The sequence below is a fragment of the Gilliamella sp. Occ4-3 genome, assembly GCF_001690675.1.
GTDB lineage: Bacteria > Pseudomonadota > Gammaproteobacteria > Enterobacterales > Orbaceae > Gilliamella > Gilliamella bombi.
This window is the reverse complement of sequence record NZ_LZHR01000052.1, coordinates 1-13,473: the sequence shown is the minus strand read 5'-3', so window position 1 is coordinate 13,473 and position 13,473 is coordinate 1. Positions and strand designations below refer to the sequence as shown.

17 protein-coding genes and 1 pseudogene are annotated in these 13,473 nt (G+C 33.1%); 6 read left to right on the top strand and 12 right to left on the bottom strand.

Annotation, left to right across the window (positions count from 1 at the left end):
* Positions 1-13 precede the first annotated feature (13 nt).
* From A9G44_RS13495 to A9G44_RS05915, 9 genes are all read right to left on the bottom strand, one after another.
* On the bottom strand, positions 14-178 hold the full coding sequence (locus A9G44_RS13495) for a hypothetical protein (RefSeq protein ID WP_176702154.1): 165 nt from the start codon (positions 176-178) through the stop codon (positions 14-16).
* A 192-nt stretch (positions 179-370) separates the two neighbouring features.
* Positions 371-2,515, bottom strand: coding sequence for a replication endonuclease (locus tag A9G44_RS05950; protein WP_065609806.1), 2,145 nt, complete (start codon positions 2,513-2,515; stop codon positions 371-373).
* Between the two features lies 1 nt (position 2,516).
* The gene (locus tag A9G44_RS05945; RefSeq protein ID WP_065609805.1) at positions 2,517-2,702 is read right to left on the bottom strand and encodes a hypothetical protein; all 186 of its coding nucleotides are present in this window, start codon (positions 2,700-2,702) and stop codon (positions 2,517-2,519) included.
* Between the two features lie 29 nt (positions 2,703-2,731).
* Entirely contained in the window at positions 2,732-3,547 is an 816-nt protein-coding gene (locus A9G44_RS05940; protein ID WP_065609804.1) for a DNA adenine methylase, read from the bottom strand.
* Positions 3,548-4,363 carry a DNA adenine methylase gene (locus tag A9G44_RS05935; RefSeq protein ID WP_065609803.1) on the bottom strand — a complete coding sequence of 272 codons (816 nt, stop codon included), beginning with the start codon at positions 4,361-4,363 and terminating at the stop codon, positions 3,548-3,550.
* Positions 4,364-4,428: 65 nt separating this feature from the next.
* Positions 4,429-4,641 (bottom strand): TraR/DksA family transcriptional regulator, encoded by a 213-nt coding sequence (locus A9G44_RS05930; protein WP_065609802.1) that lies wholly within the window; start codon positions 4,639-4,641, stop codon positions 4,429-4,431.
* Entirely contained in the window at positions 4,641-4,856 is a 216-nt protein-coding gene (locus A9G44_RS05925) for a DUF2732 family protein (protein WP_065609801.1), read from the bottom strand. The genes A9G44_RS05930 and A9G44_RS05925 overlap by 1 nt, the downstream gene beginning before the upstream one ends.
* Entirely contained in the window at positions 4,857-5,201 is a 345-nt protein-coding gene (locus tag A9G44_RS05920) for a hypothetical protein (protein ID WP_065609799.1), read from the bottom strand. It abuts the gene before it with no gap.
* A 151-nt stretch (positions 5,202-5,352) separates the two neighbouring features.
* Positions 5,353-5,592, bottom strand: a complete 240-nt coding sequence (locus A9G44_RS05915) for a MerR family transcriptional regulator (protein ID WP_065585298.1) — start codon at positions 5,590-5,592, stop codon at positions 5,353-5,355.
* A 142-nt stretch (positions 5,593-5,734) separates the two neighbouring features.
* Between A9G44_RS05915 and A9G44_RS13080 the strand changes: the two genes are divergently transcribed.
* From A9G44_RS13080 to A9G44_RS05885, 6 genes are read left to right on the top strand one after another with little or no spacing between them, the layout of a single operon-like run.
* Positions 5,735-6,094: a helix-turn-helix domain-containing protein gene (locus A9G44_RS13080; protein WP_081296647.1), complete on the top strand. Its 360-nt coding sequence runs from the start codon at positions 5,735-5,737 to the stop codon at positions 6,092-6,094.
* A gap of 14 nt (positions 6,095-6,108) precedes the next feature.
* Positions 6,109-7,356 (top strand): hypothetical protein, encoded by a 1,248-nt coding sequence (locus tag A9G44_RS05905; RefSeq protein ID WP_065609796.1) that lies wholly within the window; start codon positions 6,109-6,111, stop codon positions 7,354-7,356.
* A 2-nt stretch (positions 7,357-7,358) separates the two neighbouring features.
* A complete protein-coding gene (locus A9G44_RS05900; protein WP_065609794.1) occupies positions 7,359-8,174 on the top strand; it encodes a hypothetical protein in 816 nt (271 codons plus the stop codon).
* Between the two features lie 47 nt (positions 8,175-8,221).
* Positions 8,222-9,652 (top strand): SEFIR domain-containing protein, encoded by a 1,431-nt coding sequence (locus A9G44_RS05895; RefSeq protein ID WP_065609792.1) that lies wholly within the window; start codon positions 8,222-8,224, stop codon positions 9,650-9,652.
* A 2-nt stretch (positions 9,653-9,654) separates the two neighbouring features.
* Positions 9,655-10,659 carry a phage integrase gene (locus tag A9G44_RS05890; protein WP_065609790.1) on the top strand — a complete coding sequence of 335 codons (1,005 nt, stop codon included), beginning with the start codon at positions 9,655-9,657 and terminating at the stop codon, positions 10,657-10,659.
* 8 nt (positions 10,660-10,667) lie between these two features.
* On the top strand, positions 10,668-11,657 hold the full coding sequence (locus tag A9G44_RS05885) for a protein NO VEIN domain-containing protein (protein WP_065609788.1): 990 nt from the start codon (positions 10,668-10,670) through the stop codon (positions 11,655-11,657).
* A 388-nt stretch (positions 11,658-12,045) separates the two neighbouring features.
* Here A9G44_RS05885 and A9G44_RS13490 read toward each other — a convergent pair whose 3' ends face one another.
* The 3 genes and pseudogenes from A9G44_RS13490 to A9G44_RS05875 all read right to left on the bottom strand — a co-directional run.
* Positions 12,046-12,345: a hypothetical protein gene (locus A9G44_RS13490; RefSeq protein WP_179854814.1), complete on the bottom strand. Its 300-nt coding sequence runs from the start codon at positions 12,343-12,345 to the stop codon at positions 12,046-12,048.
* Positions 12,324-12,985 (bottom strand): annotated as a pseudogene (locus A9G44_RS05880) (IS5 family transposase). The gene A9G44_RS13490 and the pseudogene A9G44_RS05880 overlap by 22 nt, the downstream one beginning before the upstream one ends.
* Positions 12,986-13,183: 198 nt before the next feature.
* Positions 13,184-13,473 (bottom strand): SMI1/KNR4 family protein (locus A9G44_RS05875; RefSeq protein WP_065609786.1); only part of this gene is annotated, 290 nt, incomplete at its 5' end.

Genomic DNA, 13,473 nt, shown 5'->3' with positions numbered 1-13,473 from the left:
TTATAAATAAAATTTATTTTTCTTTACCAATTAAATTTTCTTTTATTGGCTCCAACAAATCACGAATCCAAAACAGTGTAATATCCTTATCTCTTTCTGTTAGATGTTCGGATTCTGTTATAACACGGATCAGCAATTCAGCTCTTTCTACTTTTTTTGCTTTTTCTAATTCGTCCATATCCAATTCCTTTTCACTGCTTTTTTATACAGTATATTTGCGCGGTAAATTTAAGCAAGAAAAATTTGAAAATTTGTGATTAATATCTAACCAACTAATTAAATATATAAAATATTATAAATTAATGAAGGTTATGTATCATATAACGGTATAGATTCCTGAAAGTTTTTTACAGTCGTTATCAAATTTGGACTAAAAATCAAACTCAACAAAATCATTTTTAATCGGCTTTTTAAATCGGCTTGGCGAATTGCTAACGATGAGATGCACACCGTCTAAAGTGTTGTCTAATTTTAACCACTGATTTTCACTAATTTTTAAACTCTCTCGTAAATAAAGCCTGTTTATGGTGAAATTATCATCAGGCAAGCCGATTATTTTTAATTGTTTTCTAATTTCTTCACGCTGATCTTCCTGTGGTGATTTTTTAACCTGCGTACAGTTATTGACAGAACTCCAAGGCGTGCGTGCCGCACGTTTTTTAAGGTCAAGGTCCTTGTTTTTTTCTTTCTTAACTATTTTCCATTTAATCAGTCTGGTGCAAATAAACGAAGCTAGCCCTGACAGCGGTGAAAATACACCTTTTATTTTTTTAATGGTTTCTTCATATTGATTTAGTTCTTCTTCATAAGATAGCCTAACTTTTAAATCTTTGCGCAAAACCATTGGACCACCTTGGTGATTAGTATATGCGGCCCAGTCGCCAACATCAGCGGACGCTAAAACAGGATCGATAATTTTATCTTCCACTTTTTGGCTTTTTAATCTTCGTAGTTCTCGCCAAACGGTGACAGGTGCGCCTCCTAATTGTTGGAATTGGCGTATTTTCCAACGGCTTGCCCATGCAGTAACGGCTTTAGATGTTTCTTTTAAGTTTTCACCAGTTTCATCATCTACTTCATTATCCAACGCATAACCGTCAATATTTTTAGAAATATATTTAGCGATGTAGCCAGTTGCTGAGCCTTTTTCTTTATCGATCATGGTAAATTCAAAGCGGTTTTTTGCGGCACCTTTTTCTTGTCCGTCTTCATCCATGGCATAGATCCACATTACTTTAAAAGCTGTTTGTAAATCTTCGGGACGCATAAAAACTAAAATATGCCAATGCGGTGTACCGTCGTGATGAGGTTCTGCAACACGGAAGCCAAAAAACTTAATATCCTCACGATTAAGCTTTGCTCGAATCCTTGACCATACTTTACACAAATAGGCTTGAGTTTCACGTGGATTATTACCTTGCCAATTTTCGACAAATCCGCCTTTTGAGTAGGTACTATGATATTTTGAAGGAGCTGTTAATGTAATAAATGCACCGGTATAACCCATTTCATCAGCCAAATCTTCAAAGCCCCGCATTCGAGTCATTAGCTCAGCACGACGAATAGCTGGATTGGAAATCGATTTATATACCTGCAAATCAAGTGCTATTTGTTCGCCAGTTTCTTGATTTTCAATTGCCATTTGTTCTAAATATTTTTTGTTGCGTCGCTTTTGTTCTTTCCATTCTGATTGGCAAGATTGACTGGCATACGGGGTAGCTTTCTTTTGTACTTGCCCAACGGCAATAGCCAAATGTTCATGTTGGAAATCTCGACGAATTTTTAACTTGTTATACCACCAATCCTCATTGGTTAATTTTGCCAACGCTCTGACAATATTTTCATTGGTTAACTTTCCATTTTTATAATCGGCAAAGTAGGGCGGTACGATATTGATGCCGTCTAGTTCATTTAAAACAGATTTATAAAGTTGATACTCAAGCCCAAGCTGATTAACCTCATTGGCAGATAAACAAAACTCATGATCAGCTAATAATTGTTGTATAAGTTTATCTATGTAACGGGCAATTTCGACACTAAGTTCAGCGATTCGCTCTCTGCCAAATGTGGGCAAGCTCTCAAACTCAGCAGAAAAGTTAATAGATAGTGCGCTTGGTTTAATAAATTCATATTGTTTATTAACCAAATCAAGCCTTGATTTAATATTACCGCCAAGTGTTTTACGCAAAAATGTATTGGCGGATTTTCGGCTTTTTGTTCGAAATAGTTTGATGTATTCATTTGCAAAATAGCTACTTAAAAAGTCTGGCAAACCAGAAAAATAATTAGCCCTAAAATTATGATCTTCGGTATCTACTTGCCATAATTTTATTTCACTATATGAAAGCCCTTGTGGCATTTTAGGTGATAATGCATGTGGATTAACTGGCGTTCTGATAACTTCTTTATTTGGTAAAAACTTGCCGACTGTATCGTAAAAATCACGCATACCAGAAAGCAGGGCATATTTAACCCTGTGATTTAATGTTGGTAGGTTTTGCGTAATTGTGGTCATGTTACTTGCTACGTTTTTTATTACGATTTTTCCGTGCTACCCGGCGAGCTTTTGCTATACCAGTTGGCTTGTGTGCGGTTTTATTTTTGCCTTTGCCTTTTTTTAATTTCGACGGCTGCATAACGATCACTGAACGTTTCAAAGAGTTAGCAGCACGTAATAAATATTTACATATATAATTGAACACAGTTACACCCCCAATTTTGATGATGATTGTTAAAGCATGTCCGGCGTTAACACGCCAATGATCTCTTTTGCAGGCTTTCGGTTGCCGTTTGCCGCCACTGACCGCGGGGCGTCTATTGAGTGAAGTTTAAAACGGTGGAATATGTCACGCGTGGCGCTATTGTCGCAGTTTGAAATAATTGCGGTTGCGCCCCTTGAAACAGCGTCACACAAACACTTGGCTAATAGTTCAGTATCTGAGTAACAAAAACCTGACGGCGTATAACCAACAAAGCTATCTTTATGTTTAGTTAGATATGGCGGATCGCAATAGATAACCGATCCGGCACCAGCTAGCCCAATCGTTTGCGTGAAATCACAGCAGAGTAAAGAGACATCGGAATAAAGTAATTTATTACTAAAATTAATCATTTCTGCGCCCGGAAAATAAATATTTTTATGTTTTCCTTTCGGGACATTAAATTCCCCCTTTTTGTTATAACGGCACATCCCATTAAATCCGTGTCGATTTAGATAGATAAACTGAGCCGCTAACTTTACCGTTTCCCTGAATTTTGGGTGATTGAATTGACTTCGAATATCGTAAAAATCATTTTCTGTATCAAATAATTCTTTAGTTGTGTTGTATAGCATTGCTAAATCATCTTTTAGCCACGAATATGTATTGATTAAATCGTGATTAATATCAGCCAAGATATAGCTTTTAGCTGATACATTAATAAAAACATTGCCAGCACCAACAAACGGTTCAATGAATTGACAATCTTTGGGGAAATGGGGTAATAACTTATCTATAATTCGGCCTTTACCTCCCGGCCATTTCAGGAAAGATTTTTCAATATTCATTTATTTGTCCTTAATCCAGATGCATTCGGTTCTTATGATTGCTCCACGCTGTGACGCCGCTCTTGATTGTGCTTCTTTTTTTGTCCAGCCATTTAATATGTCGTTATATAACTCATTGTCATAGCCAGAAATGACAACTTTTCCAGATAATCCAATAATTTTGTTTAATAAAATTTCATGATCTGAAAAAGACATTTCATATTGATAGCCCTTGGTTGTTGTCCTAGTTTCGTGCAAATATGGCGGATCACAATAAAATAGAGTTGATGGAGTATCGTGTTTATCTAATAGTTCAATTGCTGGAATGTTTTCAATAATTACACCCTGTAACCGTTGAACAATTGATGATAAATTATTGGGTATATTTGCCCACACCGTGGCGTCTGTAGTTTTTCCTTTTTTAGTGCTACCGCTAAAACCAGAGTTTTTTTGATGAATTCCATTTGATGAAAACGACATAAACGAGCGAATTACTAACTGCGAAGCTTGAATTATTTCATCTGAGCAGTGGCAATAACATGCATTTAAATATTCATTGCGGTGAAACGGTGTTAACGAAATCAGTTTAATTAATTTGTCTGCAGATTGTTGATTGCGGAGCACTTTAAATAAGTTGAAAACAGAACTATCAATATCGTTATAAACTTCTCGTGATATCTTTTCTTTTTGTAATAAAACACTACCAGCACCGCCGAATGGCTCTACATAAATTTCATGTATTGTAAAATTCGATAAAATCCAAGGAGCTAGTCGAAACTTGCCACCAAAATATCGTAATAATGGATGTTTTATTTTTATTGCTTTTTCTACACACATTTTTTGAGCCTTAAAAGATTTGGGGCTGATTGCCCCCTTTTGTTTAATTGAAATATTTTTATTCGTTATATCTCGTGCTTACCTTTTGCTTCTGAAATTTGCTGACAATAAACACACAAACTACAACCTGGCACAGCTTCACGCCGTGCCTCTGGTATTGGCTCGCCGCATTCACAGCAATAAAGTGATGATTTGCCGGTGTAAACCTTTCTTTTTGCAATCAAGTTATCAATCTCTAATTGAGCAATGTCATTGGCTCGGTCGATAACATCACGCATCAGATCTGATTCTCATAATGCTGATTGCGTATTGCTTCCGCCTCTTGTTCCAACAGCTCCGCCGACTCGGTGGGTGTTAGATAATTATTGCGGATATGTACCGCCAAACGCTCAAGCTTTGCGGTAAATACATCGCACAACCCTGATTTAGTTTCTTCTTTTGCTTGATTTAGAGCCTGCAATAACGCATCTCCCGATAATGTTGTCATGTTCATTTATGCCACCTTTTTAGTTTCTTTTTTAAAATCCTGTTCTTTACATAATGCGAATGCATCAATAATTGCTTGCAACCGACGTAAACCTTTCTTTAAGTCGTCGATTTCGTTATCTGTCAGATCGTCGTATTGCATTTGCCAAGCATGTGTAAATTGACTATCTGAGTTATAAATTGTTGTTTTACGCAGTTCGATGCCTGATGCGTTCAGCAGTAAACGTTTTTGCCCTGGCTTTAAATTGTTAAAAGCAGAACGGGCTAAACTGCGCTTATTGCTTAATATTTGGTGAAACTCACGCAATAGACTGCGTGGTTCAATGGTTTGAGTGCTTTGTGCTACATTCATCTTCATCACCTATTAACGGCTGATGCAACTTAATTACTTGCCCGTTTGACTTTTCGATATAGCCTTTCGGATTGTGTCTATTAGTCTGGATATAAATTAAAGTCGACTTATTAGCCGACTTTGGGCTTAAATAGATTGCGTGGCTCATTACTTATTCCTCTTTAATATTTAACTCAGGATTAAAGGCTTTAGCTCCCTCAAGGGTTAAAGCCACCATATTGATAAAAGTTGTAGAGCGGTCGTACTTGCCTGTGATTTGCTTTTTACGGATAGGAAGCTTGCCTTCACTAATGTATTTTTTTACTGTGCGAGGATTCATGCCTGATACACGGGCAAATTCATCAACAGTGACATAAGGCGCTGAAATAGCTATTGATATTCTTGGCGTCATAGTGCATTATTCCTAGTTAGGTGTTTATATGTGTTTATATGTAATAAAATTAGGATTTAGTTAATAATAAATTAACATTAAATAAATGTAAATAGGATTTTATTAATTTTTTTGAGTTAAATACTAATTGGGTGATTAAGTTGTGAAAATCAATTTTGATACTGGTGGCGCAGATGTTTTAGACAGAGTTTTAAAAGCTTATGGTTTTAAAACTAAATTAATGTTGGCTAATCATTTGAATATATCTTCTGCAAGTCTTGTTCAACGCTATAAAAGGGATCAGTTCCCGTCAGATATAGTAGTGCGTTGCATGGCTGAAACAGGAGCTTCATTAGAATGGTTAGCTAATGGTGAAGGTGAATTTTTACCAACTGAACAACAATCAAAAGAAACAATTCTTTCTGATGATACGTTGGAAAAATTGGAACGACTAGCTGCGCTCAAAAAAGAAGGTGCAATCACTGAGCAAGAATTTAATGCATTAAAGGCTAAATTGATTTGATAGGAGATTAAAAGATGACAAACAATCATCTATGTTCAAATAAAGTATTATTTTTATTTATGATTGTTTGTTTTTTTGCATTTGTTTCTTCTATTTCATTGGCAACTAATTACGACGAAAAATCTATAATATTAGGTCTTTTTATTGTCGTTTTATTTTTCTTTTCAGCTTTAGGGTTTTTAGTATCTTTTCTGTTTTTGACCGTAAAAAAATTAATAACAAGCACCAACAAAGCAGTTTTAAAATTTAGCGGCATTAATTTCTTAATTTTTTGCATATCAATTCTTTTAGTTGTATTTGTTGATAAAGATAATAATAAATTTTTATTGTTGTCGTTATCATTTACAATTGTTATCTCCTTTTTTTCCTCAATAATATTTGCCCTTTTCGTAGCAATACGCTTTATTTTATTCAAGTTAATATCAAAAATTAATATTTCAAATTCTATACAGGTAGAAAAAGGCAATGATTCCCCAAAAATTACTGAACAAAAAGACACAACAAGTTCAGATACGATTAATTTTGGCACAGAAAAATTATCTAAAAGCTCACCTGAAAAAATTCTAAAATCCAAAGTTAAAAAAGCAATTAAAGCTGACGCAAAAAAAGAAAAAAAACAGAATCCAGTCAGAAGTATTTCTTACATTCCTCCAACAGCAGAAGAAGAAAAAGAGAAAAAAGCTAAAGATCGTGATCGATATTTAAAAGATAATTTTGAATCTAAACTAAAGACCTTGTGGGAGGGTTCAAAAGATATTGAGTTTTCTTATTCTGATGCAAATGATGATATTAGCTATCGTCTTTTAAATTTAAATAAAGTATTGATTAACCAATATGGTGAAATTTATTTTTCTGGTATCTGTGCTATTCGTGATGAAATTCGAACGTTTAAAGTAGAACGCATTATGTCTACTATTGAATATGATTATCATGATTACACTATTAAGCAGTTTTTAACCCGTGTGTTACAAATTAGCAATAATGCTGAAAGTTCAAGGAAAAGAGGGAAAACTAAAAAAGAAACATTTGACATTCATTTTACAGGGTTTAAGCAATCTGATGAAAAACGATTAATCAAACTAGCAGAAGCAAAAGATCTAACAGTAAGAAAAAGTGTTACTCAAAACTTGCAAATATTATGCATAGGTTATAACGCTAGCCAAAACAAAATTGAAAAAGCACAAGAAATGGGAATTAGCATCATGAATGAAAGCGACTTCTTAAACTTTTTAGAAACTGGTGAGATATTATTGGGAGAGTGATTGTGGCCAAAAAAAATAAATCAAAGAAAACAATATCTAATGAAGAACAACATTCAAACCGATTAGACGATAGTGATATTCAAAACCACAGAATTTTATTGAGAGATTTAGGATTATTTATTCTTATTTCAACATCATTGATGTATTTTATTTCTTATGAAGTTGAAATATTTACAGCTATTCATTATGGATTTGATATAGAGTTTATTTCTTTATCAACAGCCATCATCATAAGAAATAATTCGTTATATCTATTTACACTAATTTTATGTCTTATTCTAATTATCTTTGATTATTTATATAGTCCACAAAAAAATGTATTGAGTAAAAAATTTGTAATTAAAGGACGTTTTAAAAAAATATCGTTGATTATTTTGATGATCGTTTTTTTATTGATTGCTTATATACTAGATTTACCTATATTTTGTGGTCAATTTTTATTGCCAGTAATTTTTGCTCCTATCCTTTTAGTGGTTATTTTTTATTTTTCAAGAATATCTAAATCAAGTGATTTTATGAATTTATTTTCTAACGTAGCATTGTTTTTTCTAGTTTGTGCCATTTCAGTCTATTTAATGCTTGAAATTTTTATTTTTACCGACAAAGATAAAATTTACCAATCTTTTAATTACAATGAACAACGTTATGTTTTATTAAGGATATACGATAATAATTTAGTTGCAAAAAAAATTGACACAAAGCAGCTCGATGACCAAAAGAAAAACTATTTTAACAATGAAATATTGTATTTGCCAACAGCTACATTAGAACAAGGATTAATTTTTAAAAGCATAAAGGTATCAAGTGGTAGTGAATAATAAAAATGAGCTCAAAGAATAATTCTGAAAATATCAACAGGTGAAAAATGACAGAAATACAACCAATAAAAGCTTTTATTTCTTATAGTTGGTCGAGTCCAGAACATGAACAGTGGGTAATGGATTTAGCCGAACAATTATATGAAGATGGTGTAGAAATTATATTAGATAAATGGGACTTAAAAGAAGGTTATGACAAATATTCTTTTATGGAAACGATGATCACAGACCAAGAAATAAAAAAAGTAATCATTATAAGTGACAAAATTTATGCAGAAAAAGCAGATCAAAGAACTGGCGGTGTGGGAACTGAAACCCAAATTATTACCCCAGAACTGTATGGTAAGACTGAACAGAATAAATTTGTTATTGTGACAACTCAGAAAGATGAAAATGGTGAAGCTTATATTCCAACTTATTATAAATCAAAAATCTATATAGATTTATCTGATAGCCATAATTATAACGAAAATTATGAACGATTGCTTAGATGGTTATTTGATAAACCTGTATATCAAAAACCTATATTAGGAAAACCTCCGGCTTTTTTATTTGATGACAATTCCATTTCAATAGGGACTAAAACTTATTACACTCGCTGTATGAATGCCATTCGTGATGGAAAAAATAATTCGTTGGGATGTTTTGAAGAATATTGTAATGTTGTCATCGAAAATCTGGAGCGATTTAGAATGAATTTTGATGGAGTTACAGAAGAAAATCCCGCAGATGAAATTCTTTATAAGAATGTAACCTCACTATTACCAGTTAGAGATGAAATATTAGAGATATTTAATGCTATTTTAAGCTATTCCCCAATAACTGAATTTTTTCATAAAATTCATAAACTTTTTGAAAAAATACATGATTATAACAATATACCTAAAACTAAACATAGCTATAAACAATATGAAGTAGAAAACTATGAAATATTTAATTATCAATTATTTTTATACACAGTTTCATTATTTATTCGTTATGAGCGTTTTTCTGAACTAAATGATTTTTTATTACAAAGATTTCTTCTTAATGAATATGGCAAAAAACAAAACTGTTCTTTTGTTCATTTTAATTTTTGTAGTGGTGAACTTCTTAGAAAGCGCAATGAACGGCTATCTCTTCATAAAATTTCTCTGTTAGCCCATTACTTTAGTGATGAGTGGAAGCATAAAACAATTACACATGATGAGGTAATTCAAGCTGAATTATTATTGTTTATTTTTGGTAGAGTAAAATTATCTAATGAATCATCTTTTAGTTGGTTACCTCATAATATTGTTTACTTAGGATTTAATACTCCTGATGTTTTCATAAAGGCGGAATCTAAAAGTTATTTAAATAAATTTGCTGTATTATTTACCATCGATGAGTTGGAAGAATTTGCTCAACAAGAGAATAAACCGATAGACTTTGGAATGGGACATCAATATTTTATAAGTAAACACATCAATATTGATAAACTAGGAACACTTAACTAAATATGAGCGTTAGAAAACAACAATCTGGAAAATGGCTATTTGAAAAATACCTTGAAGGTGGTCGTAGAATTCGTAAGACCTTTGCCACCAAAGGAGAGGCGTTAGCTTACGAAAATTATTTAGAAGAGCAAACTAACCAAAAGCCTTGGTTAGGTGAAAAGATAGATCGCAGGCGTTTATCAGATTTGATTAATACGTGGTATTCATTACATGGGCAAACGCTTAAAGATGGTGAAAAACGCCTAAAAGCCATGTTATTTGCTAATGATTGTATAGGTCATCCACTTGCTACCGATTTCACGGCCAAACAGTTTACTAACTATCGTCAAAAACGCATTGATGGTGAGATATTTAGAACCGATCGTATTAAAAATGTAGCCCCCCGAACCATGAACCTTGAATTAACTTATTTTAAAGCAATGTTTAATGAGTTGATCAGGCTAGGGGAATGGCAACATAACAATCCACTTGAACGAATACGTCCATTTAAAACCGATGAGCAAGAAATGGCTTATCTAACAAAAGAGCAAATTCATGAACTCCTATTATCTTGTGAGCAAAGCACAGCCACCGATTTAACCATTATTGTTAAAATTTGCCTAGCAACAGGAGCAAGGTGGAGCGAAGCCGAAAGTCTAAAGGGCGCACAAGTTAAAGGTGGAAAAATCACCTACATTAACACCAAAGGCAAACGTAATCGTACCATTCCAATTAGCGACAAACTCTTTAACGAAATTCCCCAAAAGCATGGTGGCTTATTTACCCCCTGTTATTCAGCGTTCCGCTCGGCAATCGATCGTGCAGGAATAGAATTACCCGAACGACAATTAACCCACGTATTACGCCACACTTTCGCCAGCCATTTTATGATGAATGGTGGAAACATTTTAGTTTTACAAAAAATCCTCGGCCACACCGACATCAAAATGACCATGCGCTACGCACATTTTGCACCTGATCACTTTGAAGATGCGGTAAGGTTGAATCCGTTGAATGTAATTGAATAGGTAATTTTATGAAAATATTGTTCTGTAATATTGGTTGGATGAAGAATTATCAAGGGCAAGCTGATGACGATCTTTTAATTGGCGGAGGTTCTTTCGTTAATGAGCATGGGTATGGTGGGGAAGTAACAAATTTTTATTCAATGAATGGGAATTGTTATGGATACGTTCGAGTGGATAAAAAAACTAATAGTCTAAATTTAGAAAGAATTGAAAAAGTAAACAAAGTAGATAAAGATTTTATAGATGATGTCTGTGTTGTATGGGTTGCCAGAGATCCTATAGAAAAAAAAGGGAATGTTATTGTTGGGTGGTATAACAATGCTAGGGTATACCGTTATAAACAAGAATCCTCTTTTTTAGAAAGTGATAGTGGTTATTGGTTTGAATCTAATGAAGATAATTGCGTTCTACTTCCATTTGAAGAAAGAGATATTATTTGCCCAAGATTTAAAAAAGGTTTTATGGGGAGGACCCAATATTGGTATGCCGATAGTGACGAGAGTATTGACTTTATAAAATCAATTAAAAAATTCATTAGCAACTATACAGAATTTGTTGCGTCAACAAAATCAAAAAAAGGAATTTTTAACACTAATCCAGAGTTAAAAAAGAAGACAGAAAAAAAAGCTGAAAAACGAGTAATACAATATTATAAAACAAATGGATATACAGTTGATAATGTAGCTAAAGAAAATAAAGGCTGGGATCTGGAAGCAAAGAAAAATAACACTACAATTTGTATTGAAGTCAAAGGATTATTTGGTGATGGAAAACGAATTATACTAACACCCAATGAATATAAACATTTTATGGAAAAAGATAGTAACTACAAATTATGTATTGTTAATAATGTTATGTCAGATAAATATTACAATCTGTATATTTGCTATTTTTGTATTAAAAATAAAAAATGGGTTGTTATCCATCATAAAAATAACACAATAGATTTAAAACCTAAAATTGAAGAAAAAATATCAGCTATTGTTACATTAGAATGATGGCGATAAAATGGCGGTTGAGAATATTTTTATATAGTAAAATATGTCTATATATGTATTTTTAACTGCTTGATTTAATTATAAGTTATTGATTTTAAATACAGCTTTAAAGAACTCATAATCGATTGGTCACTGGTTCAAGTCCAGTAGGGGCCACCATTAAACACTATGATTTATATAAGTTCTTAAGCATTTCTTAGATTTTCCATTGTGTCGTTTAATGAGCCTTGTGCCGTAAATAGGTTTGGGATAATACGGTTGTTGGAAGTTTTTTTCATACACTAAAATCCCTATTATTCATGGTTGTTACTATAAAACGAGGAAGTTGTCTAATAAAGCACTATTTGAATATATTCAAATATATCATAATTGTATTCGTCTTCGGCAGTCAACGGCTGGATATCGCTTGAATAATATGAACAACACTATTACCAAAACAATAAAATAATAAAGAAGGGTAATCTCTAATATTTTTGAGAGGATCAGTATTTTGCCTTGATACACTGGAGTATGGTATGTGTTTTTTATCCCAGCCCCATAATTTAAAATCACTCATCAGCGTCTTCTTTTTCATACGATCATTTATATTATTGTCTTTATTACTATCGTAAGCTGTAAAAAGCAACAAGAGGTTAGGGCTGTTGATCTTTGCTATACATAAATTACTCAACAATACATTGGCAGCCACATTAACATAAATGCCAGTGATACCATACTGGCATAATTCCTTTCTAACTTATCGTATCTATTTGATATTTAATGATATTGCTTGATTCTAGCAAAGGCATTCTCGACTAAATGACGATAGCGATAAAGGCTCCTATCCATACTGCTTTTATCTATATCCTTACCATAATTACGTTTAGCAATCACCGTTCGTCCGCCTTTTTGACGAACCGTTATCCTTCAGAAAGCTCAAAACAAATAGGCAAACCACCACTATCAACCGCAAGATGAATTTTAGTTGAATTACCGCCACAGCTATGACCTATTTGCTCACAATGCTCCGTTGCAGCGCCTGTACTATGTTGATGAGTCCTGATAATCGAGCTATCTAGGAACACCCATTCAAAATCCGCTAGTTGTGATAAATGTTTGAAAATATCAACTAATATGCCTTTTTTAGACCACAAATTAAATCGTCTATAGACGGTGCTCCATTCACCAAACTCTTCTGGCAAATCTCGCCAAGGAATACCAGTTCTCATTCGGAAAAGGATCCCTTTAAACGTCATCCGATGCTCGGATTTATTATAAACTCGGCCGGTATTTTTCATTATTTGTAGTAGCTTCTCCCACCGTTTATCTGTTAGCATTGTTCTTGGCATGATGAATCGAGTTATGGTTGTTTTTGGCAGAATTATTATAACTCACATCATGCCGTCTAAAAATAATCACGAAAGATCAACACGCCCTAATATTTTATGATTAAAATACTCAACTGAAAACTTATAAGGCGTTAATTTTGTTTTTATGTATATTCATTGCAACATTTTTTTAATTACTTTAAACAATGCGATTAATTCCTACAGCTTATTTATAAAACTATCAAATGATTCAGATACTAAAACTAATTCTTTTTCATCCATCAGCCATATATATATTTCTCCATAATTTTCATTTTTTAATGAAAGTAAAAAACAATTTCCACCCTCATCATAAGCAAAAGGAATCATATCTTTTAAATTAGAAAAGTCATCAATTAAATTAGTGTAAATATCTTCTATAGTTAAATCGCCATATTTTATTGGATTAAAGCCACCTAATAAAAAGAAATTATGTTCACCGTTTTCGGGAGGGTAACCACCATTAAATT

Coding starts and splice junctions, on each gene's coding strand:
- A9G44_RS13495 (WP_176702154.1), bottom strand. CDS start 178: ATGGACGAATTAGAAAAAGCAAAAAAAGTAGAAAGAGCTGAATTGCTG.
- A9G44_RS05950 (WP_065609806.1), bottom strand. CDS start 2,515: ATGACCACAATTACGCAAAACCTACCAACATTAAATCACAGGGTTAAA.
- A9G44_RS05940 (WP_065609804.1), bottom strand. CDS start 3,547: ATGAATATTGAAAAATCTTTCCTGAAATGGCCGGGAGGTAAAGGCCGA.
- A9G44_RS05935 (WP_065609803.1), bottom strand. CDS start 4,363: ATGTGTGTAGAAAAAGCAATAAAAATAAAACATCCATTATTACGATAT.
- A9G44_RS05930 (WP_065609802.1), bottom strand. CDS start 4,641: ATGCGTGATGTTATCGACCGAGCCAATGACATTGCTCAATTAGAGATT.
- A9G44_RS05925 (WP_065609801.1), bottom strand. CDS start 4,856: ATGAACATGACAACATTATCGGGAGATGCGTTATTGCAGGCTCTAAAT.
- A9G44_RS05920 (WP_065609799.1), bottom strand. CDS start 5,201: ATGAATGTAGCACAAAGCACTCAAACCATTGAACCACGCAGTCTATTG.
- A9G44_RS05915 (WP_065585298.1), bottom strand. CDS start 5,592: ATGACGCCAAGAATATCAATAGCTATTTCAGCGCCTTATGTCACTGTT.
- A9G44_RS05905 (WP_065609796.1), top strand. CDS start 6,109: ATGACAAACAATCATCTATGTTCAAATAAAGTATTATTTTTATTTATG.
- A9G44_RS05895 (WP_065609792.1), top strand. CDS start 8,222: ATGACAGAAATACAACCAATAAAAGCTTTTATTTCTTATAGTTGGTCG.
- A9G44_RS05890 (WP_065609790.1), top strand. CDS start 9,655: ATGAGCGTTAGAAAACAACAATCTGGAAAATGGCTATTTGAAAAATAC.
- A9G44_RS05885 (WP_065609788.1), top strand. CDS start 10,668: ATGAAAATATTGTTCTGTAATATTGGTTGGATGAAGAATTATCAAGGG.